This is a genomic window from Microbacterium sp. CGR1, from assembly GCF_001266755.1.
Lineage (GTDB): Bacteria > Actinomycetota > Actinomycetes > Actinomycetales > Microbacteriaceae > Microbacterium.
On record NZ_CP012299.1, the window covers coordinates 2,554,839 to 2,571,664 of the forward strand.

The window sequence follows — 16,826 nt, forward strand, 5'->3', positions numbered from 1 at the left end:
GCAAGGTGCTGGCCGACATTCCGACGTCGGCGCACGCTGGAGCCATACCCCCAGACCAGCGACCGAGAGGAACCCCCATGTCTCGCGACCAGTACACCTTCACCAACCCGGCCGAGCTCTACTCCGACATCGAACCCGAGAAGCAGCACATGCCGGAGCCCGGCCTCGATGCCGACCTCGGTCCGAAGGCCGACCTCGGTGAGGAGAGCTACCGCGGCACCGGCCGACTGACCGGACGCAAGGCGCTCATCACCGGCGGCGACTCCGGCATCGGCGCGGCGACTGCGATCGCCTTCGCACGCGAGGGCGCGGACGTCGCGCTCTCGTACCTGCCCGAAGAGGAAGAGGATGCGGCGCGCATCGCCGGCATCCTCCGCGACGCCGGCGCGACCGTAGCGCAGATCCCCGGTGATCTCCGTGACCCCGAGTACTGCCGCACGCTCGTCTCGGAGGCGGTCGGTGCGCTCGGCGGCCTCGACATCCTCGTCAACAACGGCGGCAAGCAGATCTACAAGGAGTCGCTGACCGACATCACCGACGAACAGTTCGACGACACCTTCAAGACCAACGTCTACGCGATGTTCTGGATCACGAAGGCCGCGCTGCCGCACCTCCCGGCAGGCTCGACCATCATCAACACCACGTCGATCCAGGCCTACTCGCCGTCGGGGATCCTCGTCGACTATGCGTCGACCAAGGCCACGATCAACGCGTTCACGAAGGGCCTCGCCGAGCAGCTCGCACCGAAGGGCATCCGTGTGAACGCCGTGGCACCGGGACCGATCTGGACGCCGCTGCAGCCGAGCGACGGGCAGCCGCAGGAGAAGCTGCCGGAGTTCGGAGAGGACACCCCGCTCGGCCGCATGGGCCAGCCCGCAGAACTCGCCCCCGCCTACGTCTTCCTCGCCTCCGCGGAGTCGAGCTACGTCGCCGGCGAGACGCTCAACGTCAACGGCGGCATGCCCACGCCGTGAGTCGCTGACCGCGGACGCCCCCTCCCGAGCTCGCTTCGGAGGGGGCGTTCGCGTGTGCGGCGAGGCCGCGGCGATGTCGGTGGAACCAGGCAGTATGTCGGTATGGCAGACGGATACGACCTCGACTTCCTTCCGACGCGAGTGCCCCTGCCCGGGCCGGCCCGCGATGCGACGGAGCTGACCTACCCCCACTTCAGCGTGCTGCTCGACCGCGAGCGCCGCCTGGCCGCCGTGACGGGCGTGAACATCGACGGGGCGCTGCTGCGCGAGCTGCCCCGCACCGGGGACTGGCAGCTCGACCCCCGAGTCGATGCAGCACTGCAGACCGGACCCGAGGTGTATGCGCGCAACGACCTCGATCGCGGCCACCTCGTGCGCCGACGCGACCCCGGCTGGGGTGATGTCGACGACGCTCGGGCGGCGACCGAGGCGACGTTCTTCTATCCGAACGCCGCCCCGCAGGCCGCCGGTTTCAATCAGTCCGCAGAGCTCTGGCTCGGTCTGGAAGACCACGTGCTCGAGTATGCCGAGACGACGGATCAGCGGATCTCGGTGTTCACGGCCCCTGTGCTGGGAGACGACGATCCGCCGTACCGCGGCATCCGCATCCCTCTTCTGTTCTGGAAGATCGCGGCGTGGCAGGGCCCCGACGGTCTGTCAGCGGCCGGGTTCGTGCTCGATCAGTCAGAGCTCGTCGAGTCACCGGACGGTCTCTTCGCGGTTCCGCCGCTCGGCGCCTTCCGCACCTTCCAGGTTCCGATCACCGAGATCGTCCGGGTGACGGGGCTGGATGTCGGCCCGCTGCTCGATGCCGATGTGCTCGACCGGCGCAGCGCCCGATCGACCGAGTGGCGGGCGCTCGCCTCAGCATCCGACATCACGCTCTAGCCGTCGCGGCGTCGGTTCCAGTGGATGAGCTTGTCGGGGTTGCAGACGACCCAGATGCGCGAGAGCAGCCCTGATCTGCTCTCGACCGACACCGCCGCGACGACTGCGCCGTCTCGTTCCAGCACGAGTCCAGCGGAGCCGTTGATCGACGCGATCGAGACCGTGGGGCCGGTCGCCACCAGTGCCGCCAGCTCCGCGGATGCCGTGTGGGTCCCGTCGACGGCGGTCGACGACTGCGGCATGCGACCTCCGCTGTCGATGATCATCACCACGTCAGGGTGCAGCATCGAGCGGATGCCGGCGCGGTCGCCCGCGGCGAGCGCCAGCCGGAGTTCTTCCACAGCGATCGGTTCGGAGGCATCCCGAGGTCGCCGGCCCAGACGAGCCGGATGCCGCCCGCGAGTCATGTCGCGACCGCGGTGATGTGTCCGAGCTTCTGGGGACTCATCACCCAGAGCAGCTGCTCGATCCCTTCGTCGGACGCCGTGACGGTGACCATCGTGGTGACTTCACCGTTCTCGACGAGCGTCGCGGCGGGCTGACCGTTGACCTCCACCCACCCGATCGACTTGCCCGTCCAGAAGTGGTGTGCGAAGGCAGCCACGAACTGCGCCACGCGGCCACGACCGATCACCGGGATCCGCGCCGCCAGCTTCACCCCGTTGCCGTCGGTGTAGCTGACCACGTCGGCGGCGAAGAGCTTCTCGAGCTCCCGGGCATCGCCCTTCCGCGCGGCGGCGAGGAAGGCCTCGAGCAGGTGACGTTGATGCGAGGGCTCGACGGTGATCTGCTTCGCCGAGGCCAGGTGCGCGCGAGCCCTGCTCACCAGCTGTCGAGCGCTCACCGCACTCGACGAGATGATCTCGGCGATGCGGGGATACGGATAGTCGAACGCCTCGCGGAGGATGTACGCCGCACGCTCGGTCGGGGTGAGCTTCTCGAGCGTCAGCAGGATCGCGAACTGCAGCGCCTCGGCGCGCTCGGCGCCGAGCGAGGGATCGTCGTCGGTGTTGACCGGTTCAGGCAGCCACGGCCCGATGTAGGTCTCCCGCTTCACGCGAGCCGACTGGAGAACGTTGATCGACAGACGCGTCGTGATGGTCGTGAGGAAAGCGGCGGGTTCCTGCACCTGGGTCCGGTCGGTGTTCTGCCAGCGGATCCAGGTCTCCTGCACGATGTCCTCGGCGTCGGCCACGGTGCCCAGCATCCGGTAGGCGATGCCGAACAGTCGGCGACGCTGGGCGGCGAACACCGAGACCGCGGTGCCGAGGTCTCGGATCGACCCGCTGTGCTCGTCACGTGTCGCGGTCACGTCTTCACTCTGCACCAGAGGTCGCCGCATGCGCACTCCCCTTTCCGCGCCGTCGGCGCTCCCACTCACAGCTCTGACCGGAGGGCGACGCGATCTGTGACGAATCCTGGCGATTCCGTCACAGCCGGGTCCGCCGGCCGGTCAACCAGGTACATGCGGGCTCGTCCGCATCACTCGATCGGAGGAGCGGCATGAGGATCACAGTCATCGGCGGCACGGGGTTGATCGGCACCCGCGTCACGCGCATCCTGAAGGGCGCGGGACACGACGTCGTCGTCGCGGCCCGCGCCACGGGGGTGAACTCATTCACCGGCGAGGGGCTCGACGACGCTCTCGCCGGCGCATCCGCGGTGGTCGACGTGTCGAACTCGTCGTACACCGACGAGGCCGGTGCGCAGGAGTTCTTCTCCACCTCGACGATGAACCTGCTCGCCTACGGCGAAGCCGCGGGCGTCTCCCATCACGTCGCCCTGTCGGTCGTGGGCACCGACCGCCTCGCACGCGCGCAGGGCGGATACTTCATCGCCAAGCATCAGCAGGAACGCCTCATCGCGGCATCCGGTCGCCCGTACACCCTCGTGCATGCGACGCAGTTCTTCGAGTTCATCCGCAGCATCACCGACCACGCCCTGCGCGAGGGAGCCGCACACATCGCCGATGTGCTCGTGCAGCCGATGGCGGCCGACGACGTCGCGAACGCGGTCGCAACGGCAGCGCTCGGAGAACCCCGTGTCGGGATGATCGAGTTCGGCGGCCCCGAGGTGTTCAGCCTGACGGAAGTCGCGGCACTCGACCTGCGGGCGAGACAGGACGATCGGGAGGTCGTCCCGGATCCGCTCGGAACGTAGTTCGGCGCGCATCTCGCCGCCCGCGACCTGCTGCCGGAGATGACCGCGACGATCGCTCCGACGAGGTATCACGACTGGAGGGTGAAGACGCCCGCCAGCATCTGAGAACCCGAAGCGTCACATCTTCGGGCACTCAGCGGTCATACCTGGCAGACGCCACCCGGGCGTCGAAACCCGAAGAAAGGTTTGGACATGGCAGAGATCGTCGTCATCGGAGGCACCGGCCTCATCGGCTCGAAGGTCGTCGCGAAGCTGACGGAGCACGGCCACGACGCCGTCGCCGCATCGCCGAACACCGGCGTGAACTCGCTGACCGGCGAGGGCCTCGCGGAGGTTCTCGTCGGAGCCCACACCGTGGTCGACGTGTCGAACTCCCCCTCGTTCGCCCCCGACGATGTGCTGGAGTTCTTCACCACGTCGACTCGCAACCTGCTCGCCGCTGAGGCCGCGGCCGGTGTCACCCACCACGTCGCTCTCACGATCGTCGGCACGAACCGCCCGCAGAACATCCCCTACTTCGCGGCGAAGGTCGCGCAGGAGACGCTGATCCGTGACTCCGGGATCCGATACTCCCTCGTGCACGCCACGCAGTTCTTCGAGTTCGTGGGAAGCATCGCCGACATCTCGACCGACGGCGACACAGTGACGCTGCCCGGGGCGCTGATCCAGCCGATCGCCGCCGAGGATGTCGCCACGGCAGTGGCCCGTGCTGCGGCCGGTGAGCCGACCGGCGACATCGAGATCGCAGGCCCGGAGGCCTTCGGCATGGACGAGTTCGCGCGCCGCGCCCTGGCCTTCCGTGGCGATCCTCGCACGGTCGTGCGTGATGACGCTGCGCCGTACTACGGTGCGCAGATCGAGGAGCGCACCCTCATCCCGGTCGACGGGGCGCACATCTTCGAGACGACTCTCGAAGAGTGGCTGCCGCTGAACCCGCCTCGCGAGTAGCGGCGGCATACCGGTCGACAATAGGTCTTGCGCGGCGCGTCGGCCGGTGTCACGCTTGCGTCACAGCTCTGTCGCGCTGTAACGCGACAGCTGGGGTGCCGCTCATCGGCGGCATCGGATGGGGCGCCCTTTCTGCTACCTCCCCCGTGGTGGGGGCGTCCCGTCCTCCCCCGACCTGGCGAGCGAGCGCGACTCAGTTGAAGTCGCCGCCCGGTGCCATGTCGTGGAAGCGCGAGTAGTGGCCCTGGAAGGCCACGGTGATCGTCGCGGTCGGGCCGTTACGGTGCTTGGCGACGATCAGGTCGGCCTCGCCCGGACGCACGTCCTTGTCGTAGACCGAGTCGCGATGCAGCAGGATCACCATGTCGGCGTCCTGCTCGATCGAGCCGGACTCACGCAGGTCGCTGATCGCGGGCTTCTTGTCGGTGCGCTGCTCGGGACCACGGTTCAGTTGCGACAGAGCGATGACCGGAACCTGCAGCTCCTTGGCGATGAGCTTGAGGCTTCGCGAGAACTCCGAGACCTCCTGCTGACGCGACTCGACGCGCTTGCCTGACGTCATCAGCTGCAGGTAGTCGATGATGACCATCCGCAGACCCTCACGCTGCTTGAGTCGACGGCACTTCGCCCGGATCTCGACCAGCGTCATGTTCGGGCTGTCGTCGATGTAGAGCGGAGCGTCGTTGATGCGTCCGCGGGTCGCGGCGACCGTGGTCCAGTCCCGCGGGTCGAGGTTTCCCTTTCGCATGTTCTGCAGAGGGATCTGCCCCTCGGCACTGAGCAGACGCATGGCGATCTCGCTCTTGCCCATCTCGAGCGAGAAGAAGACCGAGGGGAGGTTGTGGCCGATGGAGGCAGCGCGGGCGAAGTCGAGCGCGAGCGTCGACTTACCCATGGCGGGACGAGCGGCGACGACGATCATCTGCCCGCCGTGCAGGCCGTTGGTGAGCTCGTCGAGCTCCTTGAAGCCGGTCGGGACACCCGTCATCGACCCGTCGCGACCGCTGGCGGCCTCGATCTCCTCGAGCGCGGCGTCGACCGCGATCTGCAGCGGCACGTAGTCCTCTGCGGTCTCGGAGCCGGTGATCGAGTAGATCTCGGCCTGGGCGTTGTTGACGAGGTCGGTCGCGTCGCCCTGTCCGTCGTAGCCGAGCTGCACGATACGCGTTCCCGCATCGACCAGACGACGCAGGATCGCCCGCTCCGACACGATGCCCGCGTAGTAGCCGGCGTTGGCGGCGGTGGGGACGATCGAGGTGAGCGTGTGCAGATAGTCGGCACCGCCGGCCCGGCTCAGCTCTCCCGTCTTGATGAGCTCGTCCGTGACGGCGACGACGTCGGTCGGCTCGCCGTGCGAGTAGAGCGACAGGATCGCCTCGAAGATCAGCTCGTGCTTGGGGATGTAGAAGTCGGCACCCTTGAGCGTCTCGATGACGTCGGCGACAGCATCCTTCGAGAGGAGCATTCCACCCAGGGCGCTCTGTTCGGCGAGAGTGTCGTGAGGAGGCGTTCGCTCCTGTGGACGCTTGCCTCCGAGGCGCTCCTCTGAGATGTCGGCGATCGACACGCTGCTCCCTTCGATGCGACGGTTCTTCCGGTGTGCTCGGTGCCGACTGCGTCGGTCACGCGATGCGAATCAGCTCGAGAAGGGCCGTTCGCACAGCAAACCAGGCACTTCCGACATCGGGTCGCTGGACCACGCTACGAGCGGGGGTTTTCGGTCGCAACACGGCCTGTGGATAACTATGTGGAAAGCGTGCGAACAAGTCCGGAGAGTCTGTGCAGAACGCATGTGGATAAGTCGGTGGAGTACCTCGAAACACAAGTTTCTTTTTGCCTCTGATCGGGTGTTTGTAGTTTCCCCACCCTGTGGATGAGATCGTGGTTCAACCGGGCATTGAAGGTTCATCGAATCCGGGATGGGATGTGTAGAACCTGGGGAAAGTCAAGCCGAGATTCCACCGGGCGCGTCACAGTGCGCAACCCTCCGAAATGTGCGCGATATGTCATCGTTTCCGAGCGGAACCCTCTAGACACGGCGATATACCGGGAGTATCGTCACCCGCTATCGACGTACTGTGCGTCGAGGACGAACGATCGCTCTCGGGGGAGGGAAGTCGACGTGAACGCTCAGGCAACCCGCCGCGGCCTACCTGCCGTCGCTCTCTGGGGTGGCGTGGGCGCGATCGCGTGGGCCACGATCACGATCCTCACGGGCGGTTCGTCCGCGAGCGCGGACGACGGATCGAACGACTCGCTGCTCGACGGCGTCTCCTCGATCGTGAGCGAGACCGTCTCATCGGTCGAAGACACCGTGACGTCGGTGACCTCCCCGATCGTCGCGCCGGTCGAGCCCGTCGTGACCGAGGTCGTCCAGCCTGTGGTCACCCAGGTCGTCGAGCCGGTCGTGACCGAGGTCGTCGAGCCCGTCGTCACTCACGTCGTCGAACCCGTGCAGCATGTGGCACCTCCGGTCGTCGAGCACGTCGCCGAGACGATCGCTCAGGTGCCCGTCGTCGGCCCTGCAGCGTCGCCGATCATCGACGCCGCCACCGACACCGCCGGGGCCGTCATCACTCCCGTGACCGATCTGTTGGACGGATCCCCGGTCGCCGAGATCGTGGCCCCGGTGCAGGATCTGATCACCGAGCTGCCGATCGTCGGAGAACTGGTCGACGATCTCGGAGTGCCGCCGGTGATCGACGATGTCGTCGGCGTCATCGACGCGACCACCCCGACTGTCGGCACGGTGGTCGAGAACACTCTCCCGCCGGTGCTCGAGGCCATCACCCCCGCACGCCCCGGATCCTCCGGATCGGACCCCGACCCCGGTCCGATCGGAACAGCGCCGCTCGGAACGGTTTCCCCCCTGGCCGATGAGCCGACACGCGGTCACTTCTCCACGTCCGCGGTGCGCCAGCCGGTGATTCCGTCGGCCGGGTCCGACCTCCCGCCTACGGTGTCCGTCGCGGCATCCGAGGTGAACGAGCCGGCAGCCGACCTCGAGGAGTCCCCCTCTGCACCGCCCGCCGGAGCCCCCTCCGCGCCTACTTCCTCCGCCGGTTCGAGCGGAGCATCCTCATTCACCCCCGCGCGCCTCAGCGATGCGGGAGTTTCTGCGTTCCGCACTGTGGAGCGCACTTGCGGTGCATCCGACGACGTCCTTCCGACGTCTCTGGTCGCCGACACCGACGTCTCTCCTGACTGACGGGTTGTCCGGTCGTTCCTCGTGAACGACAGATGCCGTGCTGCGCGCGCACATGCTCTTCGCGTGCACCCATCCAGACACACCCACTTCCAGTCAGGAGAAGGTCATCATGCGTACATACATCAAGCGGGCCCTGTGGGGCACGCTTCTCGCCGGCGGGATCACCCTGCTCGGCGCAACAGCCGCCAACGCGGCAGACACCTCAGGAGAAGACGGGCTGCTCTCGGGCACCCAAGCGGATGCGGCGATCTCGGTGCCCGTGACGGTCGTCGGCAACGCGGTCTCACTGCTCGGAGACACCTCCGCCCAGCAGACCTCGGCGCCCGCTTCGTCTCCGGCTCCCGCTCCCGCACCGGCCGCCACCACGAGTGGCGATTCCGGCACCGCATCGGGCACTCAGGCCGTCGTGGACGTCGTCGTGCCTGTCACGGTGACCGACAACGCGATCACCGTGCTCGGAGACTCGTCGAGCGACACGGCGGCCGCTCCGGCTGAGGCTCCCCAGGCCCCCGCTCCGGCTCCGGCTCCCGCTCCCGCGATCACGACGAACGGCGCCGACGGCGTCCTCTCGGGTACCCAGGCCCTGCTGGACGTCGACGTTCCGGTCACCGTCTCAGGCAACGCGATCACCGTGCTCGGCGACAGCGAGGCAACGGGCCAGAATGCTGCAGCACCGGCATCCTCGGACGGCGGCGGCGCGGGATCGACTGAGCCGACCACTTCGGGCGACGACGGGGTCGCAGGCGGCACCCAGGTCACCGCACCCGTCACCGCACCGATCGACATCACGGGCAACGCCATCTCCGTCCTCGGAGACAGCGAATCCACCGGCGGCACCAGCACCGGCACCCCGTCCGGAGGCAGCAGCACCAGAGCGGAGACGTCCGGAGACGACGGGGTCGCAAGCGGCACCCAGGTCACCGCACCCGTCACCGCACCGATCGACATCACGGGCAACGCCATCTCCGTCCTCGGAGACAGCGAATCCACCGGCGGCACCAGCACCAGCACCGGCACCGGCACCGCAGGAACCCCGACCACCGGCAGCACCACCACCGGAGACGACGGAATCCTCGGCGGCACCCAGGTCGTCGCACCCGTCACCGCACCGATCGACGCCACCGGCAACGCCATCTCCATCCTCGGAGACAGCGAATCAACCAGCGGCACCGGCACCATCGGCACCCCGTCCGGAGGCAGCAGCACCGGAGCGGAGACGTCCGGAGACGACGGAATCGCAAGCGGCACCCAGGTCATCGCACCCGTCACCGCACCGATCGACGTCACCGGCAACGCCATCTCCATCCTCGGAGACAGCGAATCCACCGGCGGCACCAGCACCGGCACCCCGTCCGGAGGCAGCAGCACTGGAGCGGAGACGTCCGGAGACGACGGAATCCTCGGCGGCACCCAGGTCACCGCACCCATCACCGCACCGATCACGATCGGCGGCAACGCCATCTCCGTGGTCGGCGAGAGCACGGTGACGCCGCCGACGACGGACCCGGGAACTGATCCCGGAACGGACCCGGGCACCGACCCCGGCACGGACCCGGGCACCGACCCCGGCACCGACCCGGGAACCGACCCCGGAACGAACCCCGGCACCGACCCCGGCACCGACCCCGGCACCACCCCCGGCACCGACCCCGGCACCACCCCCGGCACCGACCCGGGCACCGAACCCGGAACGAACCCCGGAGTCGACCCCGGAACCACCCCCGGAATCGGCATGAATCCCGGAACGGTGACAGCCGTCGGCACGGGCGCCACAGCAGCCGCTGCCGCGAGCGGCACAGCTGCGACGGCATCCGAGCCCATCGAGGGACTGGCCGCCACAGGTGGTTCGCCCTCGATCGCCTTCGTGTCGCTCGCCGCTCTCCTGCTCCTCCTCGGAGCGGGGATGCTGCGTCGCCGCCGTGTGACGGCGTAGCCGCAGACCCCGGCGGTGTCGACGTCCTCGGGGGAGGAGATGCGACACCGACGGTGTGCGGGTCCCGCGACGCCCCGCGCAGGTTCCCCAGACCTGCCCGCGTCGGCGATGCCGCACAGTTCACGGATGCCCCGCGTCCCCAGCGCGGGGCATCCGTCGTGCCCCGCCACTCCCCCGAGCGAGTGCGCTCCGACAGCCCCGCACACGCAGAACGCCCCCTGTCCCGAAGGACAGGGGGCGTTCGAGAGCGTCGCGCCTTACTTGGCGGCGACGACCTGCAGCGTGATGACTGCGGTCACGTCGTCGTGCAGACGAACCGTGGCCTCGTGCTCACCGGTCGTCTTGATCGCCGACGGGATGTGCACCTTGCGCTTGTCGATCGAGCCGAGACCCGCGGCTGCGACAGCATCCGCGATGTGATCGGTCTTGACCGAACCGAAGAGACGACCCTCGTTGCCGGCCTTGACGGCCAGACGCACCTTGGTGTTCTCGAGGGAGTTCTTCAGTGCCACGGCCTCGTCGCGGTCGTGGATCGCGCGAGCCTGACGAGCAGCCTGGATCGAAGCGACCTGCTTTTCGCCACCGCGGGTCCACGCCGTAGCGAAGCCCTGGGGGATGAGGTAGTTGCGGGCGAACCCGTTCTTGACCTCGACCACGTCACCGGCGCTACCAAGCCCGGCGACCTCGTTCGTGAGAATCAGCTTTGCCATCTCGTTACCCCTTACCGGCCGGCGCCAGCGTAGGGCAGGAGTGCCATTTCGCGCGCGTTCTTGATCGCGGTGGCGATCAGACGCTGCTCCTGCACCGAAACACCGGTGATACGACGGGCACGGATCTTGCCGCGCTCCGAGACGAACTTACGGAGGGTGGAGACATCCTTGTAATCGATGACTCCGACCCGGATCGACTTCGCGGGAGCGGTGGGCTTGCCACCCTTCCGCGGCTTGCGGCGGTCGCCGCTCGACTTTCCAGCCATTGTTTTTCCTTAATTATGAGTCGGATGCCGAAGCATCCGGAGATCCTGTTTCAGAAGGGGGTGTCGTCACCGAAGCTGCCCGGAGTGCTCCAGGCATCTGCGCTGGTCGACGAGCCGGGCGTAGACCACGGCTCTTCCGACACCTGCTGCTGCTGTGCGGGACGGGACTGTCCGCCACCGCCGCCGCCACCGGTCGACGCCGCACGGGTGACCTGCGCGGTCGCGTACCGAAGCGAGGGGCCGATCTCGTCGACCTCCAGCTCGATCGCGGTGCGCTGGTTGCCCTCGCGGTCCTGGTAGGAGCGCTGACGCAGACGGCCCTGCGCCATGACGCGCATGCCCTTGGTCAGCGAACCCGCCACGTGCTCGGCGAACTCGCGCCAGACCGACGCGCGGAGGAACAGCGCTTCGCCGTCCTTCCACTCGTTGGCGGCGCGGTCGAAGTTCCGAGGCGTCGAAGCGATGGTGAAGTTCGCCACCGGCAGTCCGTTCTGCGTGTAGCGCAGCTCGGGGTCGGCCGTGAGGTTGCCCACCACGGTGATGACTGTTTCGCCGGCCATCGGACTCAGGCCTTCGCAGCCTTGGCGGCCTTGCGGGCAGCCTTCTCTTCAGAGCGCTTGGCCTCCGAAGCGACCATCGCCTGAGCTTCCTCAGAGCGAAGGACCTTCGTGCGCATGATCTGCTCGTTCAGCTTCAGCTGACGGTCGAGCTCCTGCGTGGCCTCGCTGGTGGCGGTGAAGTTGACGACGGCGTAGATGCCCTCGTTCTTCTTCTGGATCTCGTAAGCCAGACGGCGCTTGCCCCAGATGTCGACCTTGTCAATCGAGCCACCATCGTTGGTGATGACCTTCAGGAACTTGTCGAGCGTAGGGGCGACCTGGCGCTCGTCGATCTCGGGGGTCAGAATGACCATGAGTTCGTACTGGTGCGTCACTTACCCACCTCCTTCGGACTAGAACGGCTTCCGGGACTTTCCCGGAAGCAGGAGGGTGTGTGCACGTCATCCGCCGAGCCACCCGAGTGGGTGCCTGATGGCAGACAACCTTGACAGTGTAGCGGAGAAACCTTCGGAGTGCCCCCACGCGCATCACCTCGCACTTGGCATGCTGGAATGCGTGCGCGCTGACTCTCGGTGCGCACACGACCGAAGGGGGAACGCCATGCGCGTCAACAAGTGGGGGGTCGGCATCGTCCTGGCCGCCACCGTACTGCTCACCGGGTGCACCGCGGGTGCCGAAGAGCCCGCCGATTCGGAGCCGACGTCGGCCGCCGAGGAGACGCCTGCGACCGACGGTGCCGCATCCGATTCCGACTGCCCCGAGCTCTCGGAGGGTGCGACGGTCGACGGCGCCGAGCTCGGCGCCTGCATCACCGAGGCGATGACCGACACCGCCGGCTATGCCGCCAAGACGTCGATCCTGGGCATGGACACCACCGCCCGGTTCAACCCCGAGACGGATGCCGTCGAGACGATCACGCCCATGGGCTCGCTCATCCTGATCGGCGACGACGCATGGGTGAAGACGCCGACGACCGAGTGGCAGGTCGCCGACCCGAACTCGAGCGACCCGATCGTCGCTGCTCTCAGCAGCGGCGCCGCCACGGCCGCGGGCACCGACCCGGCCACCGCCGCCGGCGCCCTCACCGGCGAGTTCACAGTCACCGGAACCGGCACGCGCCTGGGTCAGGACGTGTATCTCGTGAGCGGCACGTCCGAGGCGCAGGGCGTCGCCGTCGACGTCGTCTTCGAGGTCACCGAGGACTACGTCGTGCTGGCCACGAGCGGCAGCACCGAGGCCGCGGGCCAGATGATCGAGACCTCTCTCGAGGTCACCGAGTGGGACGTCGAGCAGGACATCGTCGCCCCGCTCTGAACCACGAGCGGATGCTGCGGGCCGGGGCTGACGCCTCGGCCCGCAGTGCGTTCCGGGTCGACTCCGGGCCGGCGATTCGGAGGAGACTCGGAGGAGATCTGCGATCGGGAGGAGCATCCGGCTCGGAGCATCCTCCCGCCGGCGGATCTCCTCCCGAACGACCGAGCCGACAGCGCGGCTCAGTCGAGGACGGGGGCGATCTCCGACCAGACGGTCCGCTCGTTCGTCGAGGGGGCGACCGGGATGCGGCCCGCACCGTCGGGCTCGGGGATCGCAGCGAGCAGGGCCTGCGTGTACGGATGCTGCGGTGCAGACCACACACGGTCGGTGGCCCCGGCTTCGAGCACCCGCCCGGCGAACATCACGAAGGTGCGGTCCGCGATGCGGCGGACCACGGCGAGGTCGTGCGAGATGAACAGCATCCCCGCGCCGGATTCCGCGACGAGGTCTCGCATGAGCCCCGCGACGCTGGTCTGGGTCGATGCGTCCAGGGCCGAGATCGGCTCGTCGGCGACGAGCAGCGACGGCCGCGCGGCGAGCGCTCGCGCGATCGCGAGTCGCTGCTTCTGCCCGCCCGAGAACTGGTGCGGGAATCGCGTCGCGACTTCGGTCGGCAGGCCGACGCGGTCGAGCCACTCGGCGACCGTCGACCCTTCGGCACCCCGAGCCCGAGCCGTGGCGATGCCGTCGGCGATCTGATCGCCCACGCGGCGACGGGGGTTCAGCGAGGTCGACGGATCCTGGAACACCATCTGGATGCCGGTGAGCGCGAGGTCGCGTCGACGGATGCCGAGCGGCTTCACAGGAGCGTCACGGAAGCGCACCTCTCCCCCGGCGAGCTTCTCGATGCCGACGACCGCGCGGGCGAGGCTCGACTTGCCGCTGCCGGATTCGCCCACGAGCGCGACGGTCTCTCCGGGGGCGACGGTCAACGAGACGCCGTCGACGGCGACCACCGGAGGACTCCCGGGGTAGCGCACGACGACGCCCTGCGCGTCGAGGACGGCGACTTCACTCATCTCGGGCCTCCTCTTCGGCATCCTGCACGGCCGACTCCGGCAGCACCGGATCGAGCAGCGCGGGATCCGCGTCGGCGGTCGCGATCTTCGACCCCGGCAGCGCCGCGAGCAGCGTGCGAGTGTATTCGTGCTGCGGGTCGCGGAACAGCGTCTCGCGGTCGGCCCGCTCGACGATCTGCCCGTTCTTCATCACGGCGACCTCGTCGGCGATCGCGCTCATGACGCCCAGGTCGTGGGTGACGAGCAGCACAGCGAGGTTGCGCTCGGTCGCGAGGTCGCGCAGCAGCCGCAGGATGCCGGCCTGCACCGTGACGTCGAGTGCGGTGGTCGGCTCATCGGCCAGCAGCACCTCGGGGTCGCACGCGAGGGCGCACGCGATCGCGATGCGCTGGCGCTGTCCGCCGGAGAACTGGTGCGGATAGCGCTTCAGCGCAGCATCCGGGTTCGGCACCTGCACGGTCTCGAGCAGTTCGATGGCCCGAGCCTTCGCCGCCTCGCCTCGCAGTCCGAGGTGCACGCGCATGTGATCCGTGAGCTGGCGGCCGATCGGCAGCTGCGGGTGCAGCGACGCCGAGGGGTCCTGGAAGATCATCGCGATGCGCCTGCCGCGGATGCGGTTGAGCGCCCGCCGGCGCATGCCCACCAGCTCCTCCCCCGCGAGCGTGATCGATCCGCCCGTGCGTGCCTGCCGGGGCAGGAGTCCGAGGACGGCCAACGAGGTGAGCGTCTTGCCGGATCCTGACTCGCCGGCGAGACCGTGGATGCGTCCGGCCTCGAGGTCGAGAGAGATGCCGTGCACGAGAGGACGACCGATGTCGATCGTCAGGTCGCGGATGCTCAGAGCACCCGTGGGGGCCGAAGCGCTCATGCTGCCGCTCCCTTCGCGGAGGCCACATGCTCGGCTTGCTTCTCGTGGGTGACCTCGGCCGTCGGGTCGAGGATGTCGCGCATCGCATCCCCCAGGAAGTTGAATGCCAGCACCACCGTGAGGATCGCGAGTCCCGGGAAGACTCCGAGCCACCACGCGTCGAAGTTCTGCATGGCCGCCGAGATCATGGAGCCCCATTCGGCGGTCGGCGGCTGCGCGCCGAGACCGAGGAACGAGAGTCCGGACAGCAGCAGGATCGCGGCGCCGATGTCGAGCGTCGCGAGCACCAGCACGGGGCCGGCGATGTTCGGGAGGATGTCGATGAACAGCGTCCGCAGCGGCGAGTGGCCGAGCAGGCGGCCTGCGATCACGTAGTTCTGGCCGCGGAGGCCCAGCACGATGCTGCGGGTGACTCGCGAGTACTGCGGCCACGAGACGACGATCGCCGCGATCACCGCGTTGAACAGCGACGGGCCGAGGGATGCCGCCACCACCATCGCGAGGATGACGGTCGGGAACGCCATGAACAGGTCGGTGATGCGCATCAGCGTCTCGTCGACCCAGCCGCCGAAGTACCCGGCGACGGCGCCGACCACGGTGCCGATGATCATCGCGGCGATCACGAGCATGAGCGCGAGCGGCAGGCTCACCGTCGCACCCGTCATCAGACGCGAGAAGATGTCGCGGCCGTTGCCGTCGGTGCCGAGCAGAGTGTCGATGCCCGGCGCCTGCAGTCGTGGCAGCACCTGAGCGTTGGGGCCGTACGGCACCCACCACTGCGCGGTGAAGGCGACGATGATCCAGGCGCCCGCGATCACGGTGCCGATCACGCCGAGGGGCGTGCGCCAGGCGCGCGGCCAGCGGAAGCGGAACCGCCAGGGGCCGGATGCCGAGTCGATGCGGCTCATGCGATCCTCACTCTCGGGTCGAGGACGCCGTAGAGCAGGTCGACGACGAAGTTGATGAGGAGGTAGATGAACCCGACGACCAGGCCGACGCCCATGATGCCGGGCAGGTCGAGGTTGGCTGCCGAGTTGTAGGCGTAGGTGCCCAGGCCGGGCCAGGCGAACACCGACTCGACGAGTACGGTGCCCGAGAGCAGGGATCCGAAGGCGACGCCGACGACCGTGAGGATCGGGAGGGATGCCCCGCGCAGGACGTAGTCGAGGATCACGCGCATCGCCGGAAGGCCCTTGGCCCGGGCAGCACGCACGTAGTCGCTGCCCAGCACCTCGAGCACGGAGGTGCGGATGAAGCGGGTGAGCAGGCCGATCGTCACGAGCGACAGCACCATCACCGGCAGCGCCAGGTGGGCGAGCGCGTCGGCGAATCCGACACCGTCTCCGTTGAGGAGGTAGTCGACCGTGTAGAGCCCGGTGATGCGGGGCGGCGGCGTGATCGACGGCGAGATACGACCCGAGCCGGGGGCGATGCGCAGCTCGAGGAAGAACACGTAGAAGCTGACCAGCGCGAGCCAGAACGTCGGCACGCTCAGACCGATCAGCGTCACGATGCGGATCACCTGATCGGTGACGAGTCCGCGCCGGTAGGCGGCGAGGGTGCCGAGCACGACGCTGACCGCGAGGCTGAGGATGATGGCACCGATCGCGATCTCGATCGTCGCCGGCACCGCGGTGGCCAGGTCGCTGGTGACCGGTCGCCCGGTCACCAGCGATGTGCCGAGGTCTCCGCGAAGGAGATTCCCCATGTAGATGAAGTACTGCACGAACAGCGGCTGATCGAGGCCCTGGGCCTTGATGAACGCCTCGCGTGTCTCGGGATTCTGCGATGCTCCCTCACCCAGTGCCGCCGACACGGGGTCGCCGGGCACGAGGTTCGTCAGTGCGAAGGTCACGATCGTGACCCCCACGAGAAGGAGCAGCGAAGTGCCGATCCGGCGAAGCAGGTATCCGACGAGCGGCGACCTGCGACGCTGTGCTTGCCGTCGCACGGCCACCGTCGTCATGAGTCAGCTCCG

The 16,826-nt window shown here is 68.2% G+C and carries 18 protein-coding genes; 7 read left to right on the forward strand and 11 right to left on the reverse strand.

Annotation, left to right across the window (positions count from 1 at the left end; all coding sequences use genetic code 11):
- The first annotated feature begins 77 nt into the window (after positions 1-77).
- Together AKG07_RS12355 and AKG07_RS12360 are read left to right on the forward strand one after the other, a co-directional pair.
- Entirely contained in the window at positions 78-974 is an 897-nt protein-coding gene (locus AKG07_RS12355; RefSeq protein ID WP_053098197.1) for an SDR family oxidoreductase, read from the forward strand.
- Positions 975-1,076: 102 nt separating this feature from the next.
- On the forward strand, positions 1,077-1,862 hold the full coding sequence (locus tag AKG07_RS12360; RefSeq protein ID WP_053098198.1) for a DNA/RNA non-specific endonuclease: 786 nt from the start codon (positions 1,077-1,079) through the stop codon (positions 1,860-1,862).
- On the opposite strand, the gene AKG07_RS12365 is transcribed toward AKG07_RS12360, so the two are convergent.
- Positions 1,859-2,203 (reverse strand): hypothetical protein, encoded by a 345-nt coding sequence (locus tag AKG07_RS12365; protein WP_053098199.1) that lies wholly within the window; start codon positions 2,201-2,203, stop codon positions 1,859-1,861. The genes AKG07_RS12360 and AKG07_RS12365 overlap by 4 nt on opposite strands.
- Positions 2,204-2,265: 62 nt before the next feature.
- Positions 2,266-3,174 carry an RNA polymerase sigma-70 factor gene (locus tag AKG07_RS12370; protein WP_232224499.1) on the reverse strand — a complete coding sequence of 303 codons (909 nt, stop codon included), beginning with the start codon at positions 3,172-3,174 and terminating at the stop codon, positions 2,266-2,268.
- 191 nt (positions 3,175-3,365) lie between these two features.
- On the opposite strand from AKG07_RS12370, the gene AKG07_RS12375 reads away from it, so the two are divergent.
- On the forward strand, positions 3,366-4,022 hold the full coding sequence (locus AKG07_RS12375) for an SDR family oxidoreductase (protein ID WP_201778461.1): 657 nt from the start codon (positions 3,366-3,368) through the stop codon (positions 4,020-4,022).
- A 192-nt stretch (positions 4,023-4,214) separates the two neighbouring features.
- Complete coding sequence (locus AKG07_RS12380) at positions 4,215-4,970, forward strand: SDR family oxidoreductase (protein WP_053098200.1); 756 nt, start codon at positions 4,215-4,217, stop codon at positions 4,968-4,970.
- A gap of 193 nt (positions 4,971-5,163) precedes the next feature.
- Here the strand turns inward: AKG07_RS12380 and dnaB are convergent, their stop codons facing one another.
- On the reverse strand, positions 5,164-6,537 hold the full coding sequence (gene dnaB / locus AKG07_RS12385) for a replicative DNA helicase (protein WP_053098201.1): 1,374 nt from the start codon (positions 6,535-6,537) through the stop codon (positions 5,164-5,166).
- A 555-nt stretch (positions 6,538-7,092) separates the two neighbouring features.
- Between dnaB and AKG07_RS17895 the strand changes: the two genes are divergently transcribed.
- Entirely contained in the window at positions 7,093-8,178 is a 1,086-nt protein-coding gene (locus AKG07_RS17895) for a hypothetical protein (RefSeq protein WP_171821962.1), read from the forward strand.
- A gap of 109 nt (positions 8,179-8,287) precedes the next feature.
- A complete protein-coding gene (locus AKG07_RS12395; RefSeq protein WP_082298060.1) occupies positions 8,288-10,111 on the forward strand; it encodes a beta strand repeat-containing protein in 1,824 nt (607 codons plus the stop codon).
- A 257-nt stretch (positions 10,112-10,368) separates the two neighbouring features.
- On the opposite strand, the gene rplI is transcribed toward AKG07_RS12395, so the two are convergent.
- Genes rplI through rpsF form a run of 4 tightly spaced genes read right to left on the reverse strand, consistent with a single transcriptional unit; the run spans position 10,369 to position 12,021 of the window.
- Positions 10,369-10,821 (reverse strand): 50S ribosomal protein L9, encoded by a 453-nt coding sequence (gene rplI, locus AKG07_RS12400; protein WP_053098203.1) that lies wholly within the window; start codon positions 10,819-10,821, stop codon positions 10,369-10,371.
- Between the two features lie 11 nt (positions 10,822-10,832).
- A complete protein-coding gene (rpsR, locus tag AKG07_RS12405; protein ID WP_042541518.1) occupies positions 10,833-11,087 on the reverse strand; it encodes a 30S ribosomal protein S18 in 255 nt (84 codons plus the stop codon).
- A gap of 50 nt (positions 11,088-11,137) precedes the next feature.
- Positions 11,138-11,647, reverse strand: coding sequence for a single-stranded DNA-binding protein (locus tag AKG07_RS12410; RefSeq protein ID WP_053098204.1), 510 nt, complete (start codon positions 11,645-11,647; stop codon positions 11,138-11,140).
- A 5-nt stretch (positions 11,648-11,652) separates the two neighbouring features.
- Positions 11,653-12,021 (reverse strand): 30S ribosomal protein S6, encoded by a 369-nt coding sequence (gene rpsF, locus AKG07_RS12415; protein ID WP_029264265.1) that lies wholly within the window; start codon positions 12,019-12,021, stop codon positions 11,653-11,655.
- A gap of 226 nt (positions 12,022-12,247) precedes the next feature.
- Between rpsF and AKG07_RS12420 the strand changes: the two genes are divergently transcribed.
- Positions 12,248-12,961 carry a hypothetical protein gene (locus tag AKG07_RS12420; RefSeq protein ID WP_233277263.1) on the forward strand — a complete coding sequence of 238 codons (714 nt, stop codon included), beginning with the start codon at positions 12,248-12,250 and terminating at the stop codon, positions 12,959-12,961.
- A gap of 179 nt (positions 12,962-13,140) precedes the next feature.
- Here the strand turns inward: AKG07_RS12420 and AKG07_RS12425 are convergent, their stop codons facing one another.
- From AKG07_RS12425 to AKG07_RS12440, 4 genes are read right to left on the reverse strand one after another with little or no spacing between them, the layout of a single operon-like run.
- On the reverse strand, positions 13,141-13,980 hold the full coding sequence (locus tag AKG07_RS12425; RefSeq protein WP_053098206.1) for an ABC transporter ATP-binding protein: 840 nt from the start codon (positions 13,978-13,980) through the stop codon (positions 13,141-13,143).
- Positions 13,973-14,848, reverse strand: coding sequence for an ABC transporter ATP-binding protein (locus AKG07_RS12430; RefSeq protein ID WP_082297929.1), 876 nt, complete (start codon positions 14,846-14,848; stop codon positions 13,973-13,975). Before AKG07_RS12430 ends, AKG07_RS12425 begins: the two co-directional genes overlap by 8 nt.
- Entirely contained in the window at positions 14,845-15,756 is a 912-nt protein-coding gene (locus AKG07_RS12435; protein ID WP_053098207.1) for an ABC transporter permease, read from the reverse strand. Before AKG07_RS12435 ends, AKG07_RS12430 begins: the two co-directional genes overlap by 4 nt.
- The gene (locus AKG07_RS12440; protein ID WP_053098208.1) at positions 15,753-16,814 is read right to left on the reverse strand and encodes an ABC transporter permease; all 1,062 of its coding nucleotides are present in this window, start codon (positions 16,812-16,814) and stop codon (positions 15,753-15,755) included. The genes AKG07_RS12435 and AKG07_RS12440 overlap by 4 nt, the downstream gene beginning before the upstream one ends.
- Between the last annotated feature and the right edge of the window lie 12 nt (positions 16,815-16,826).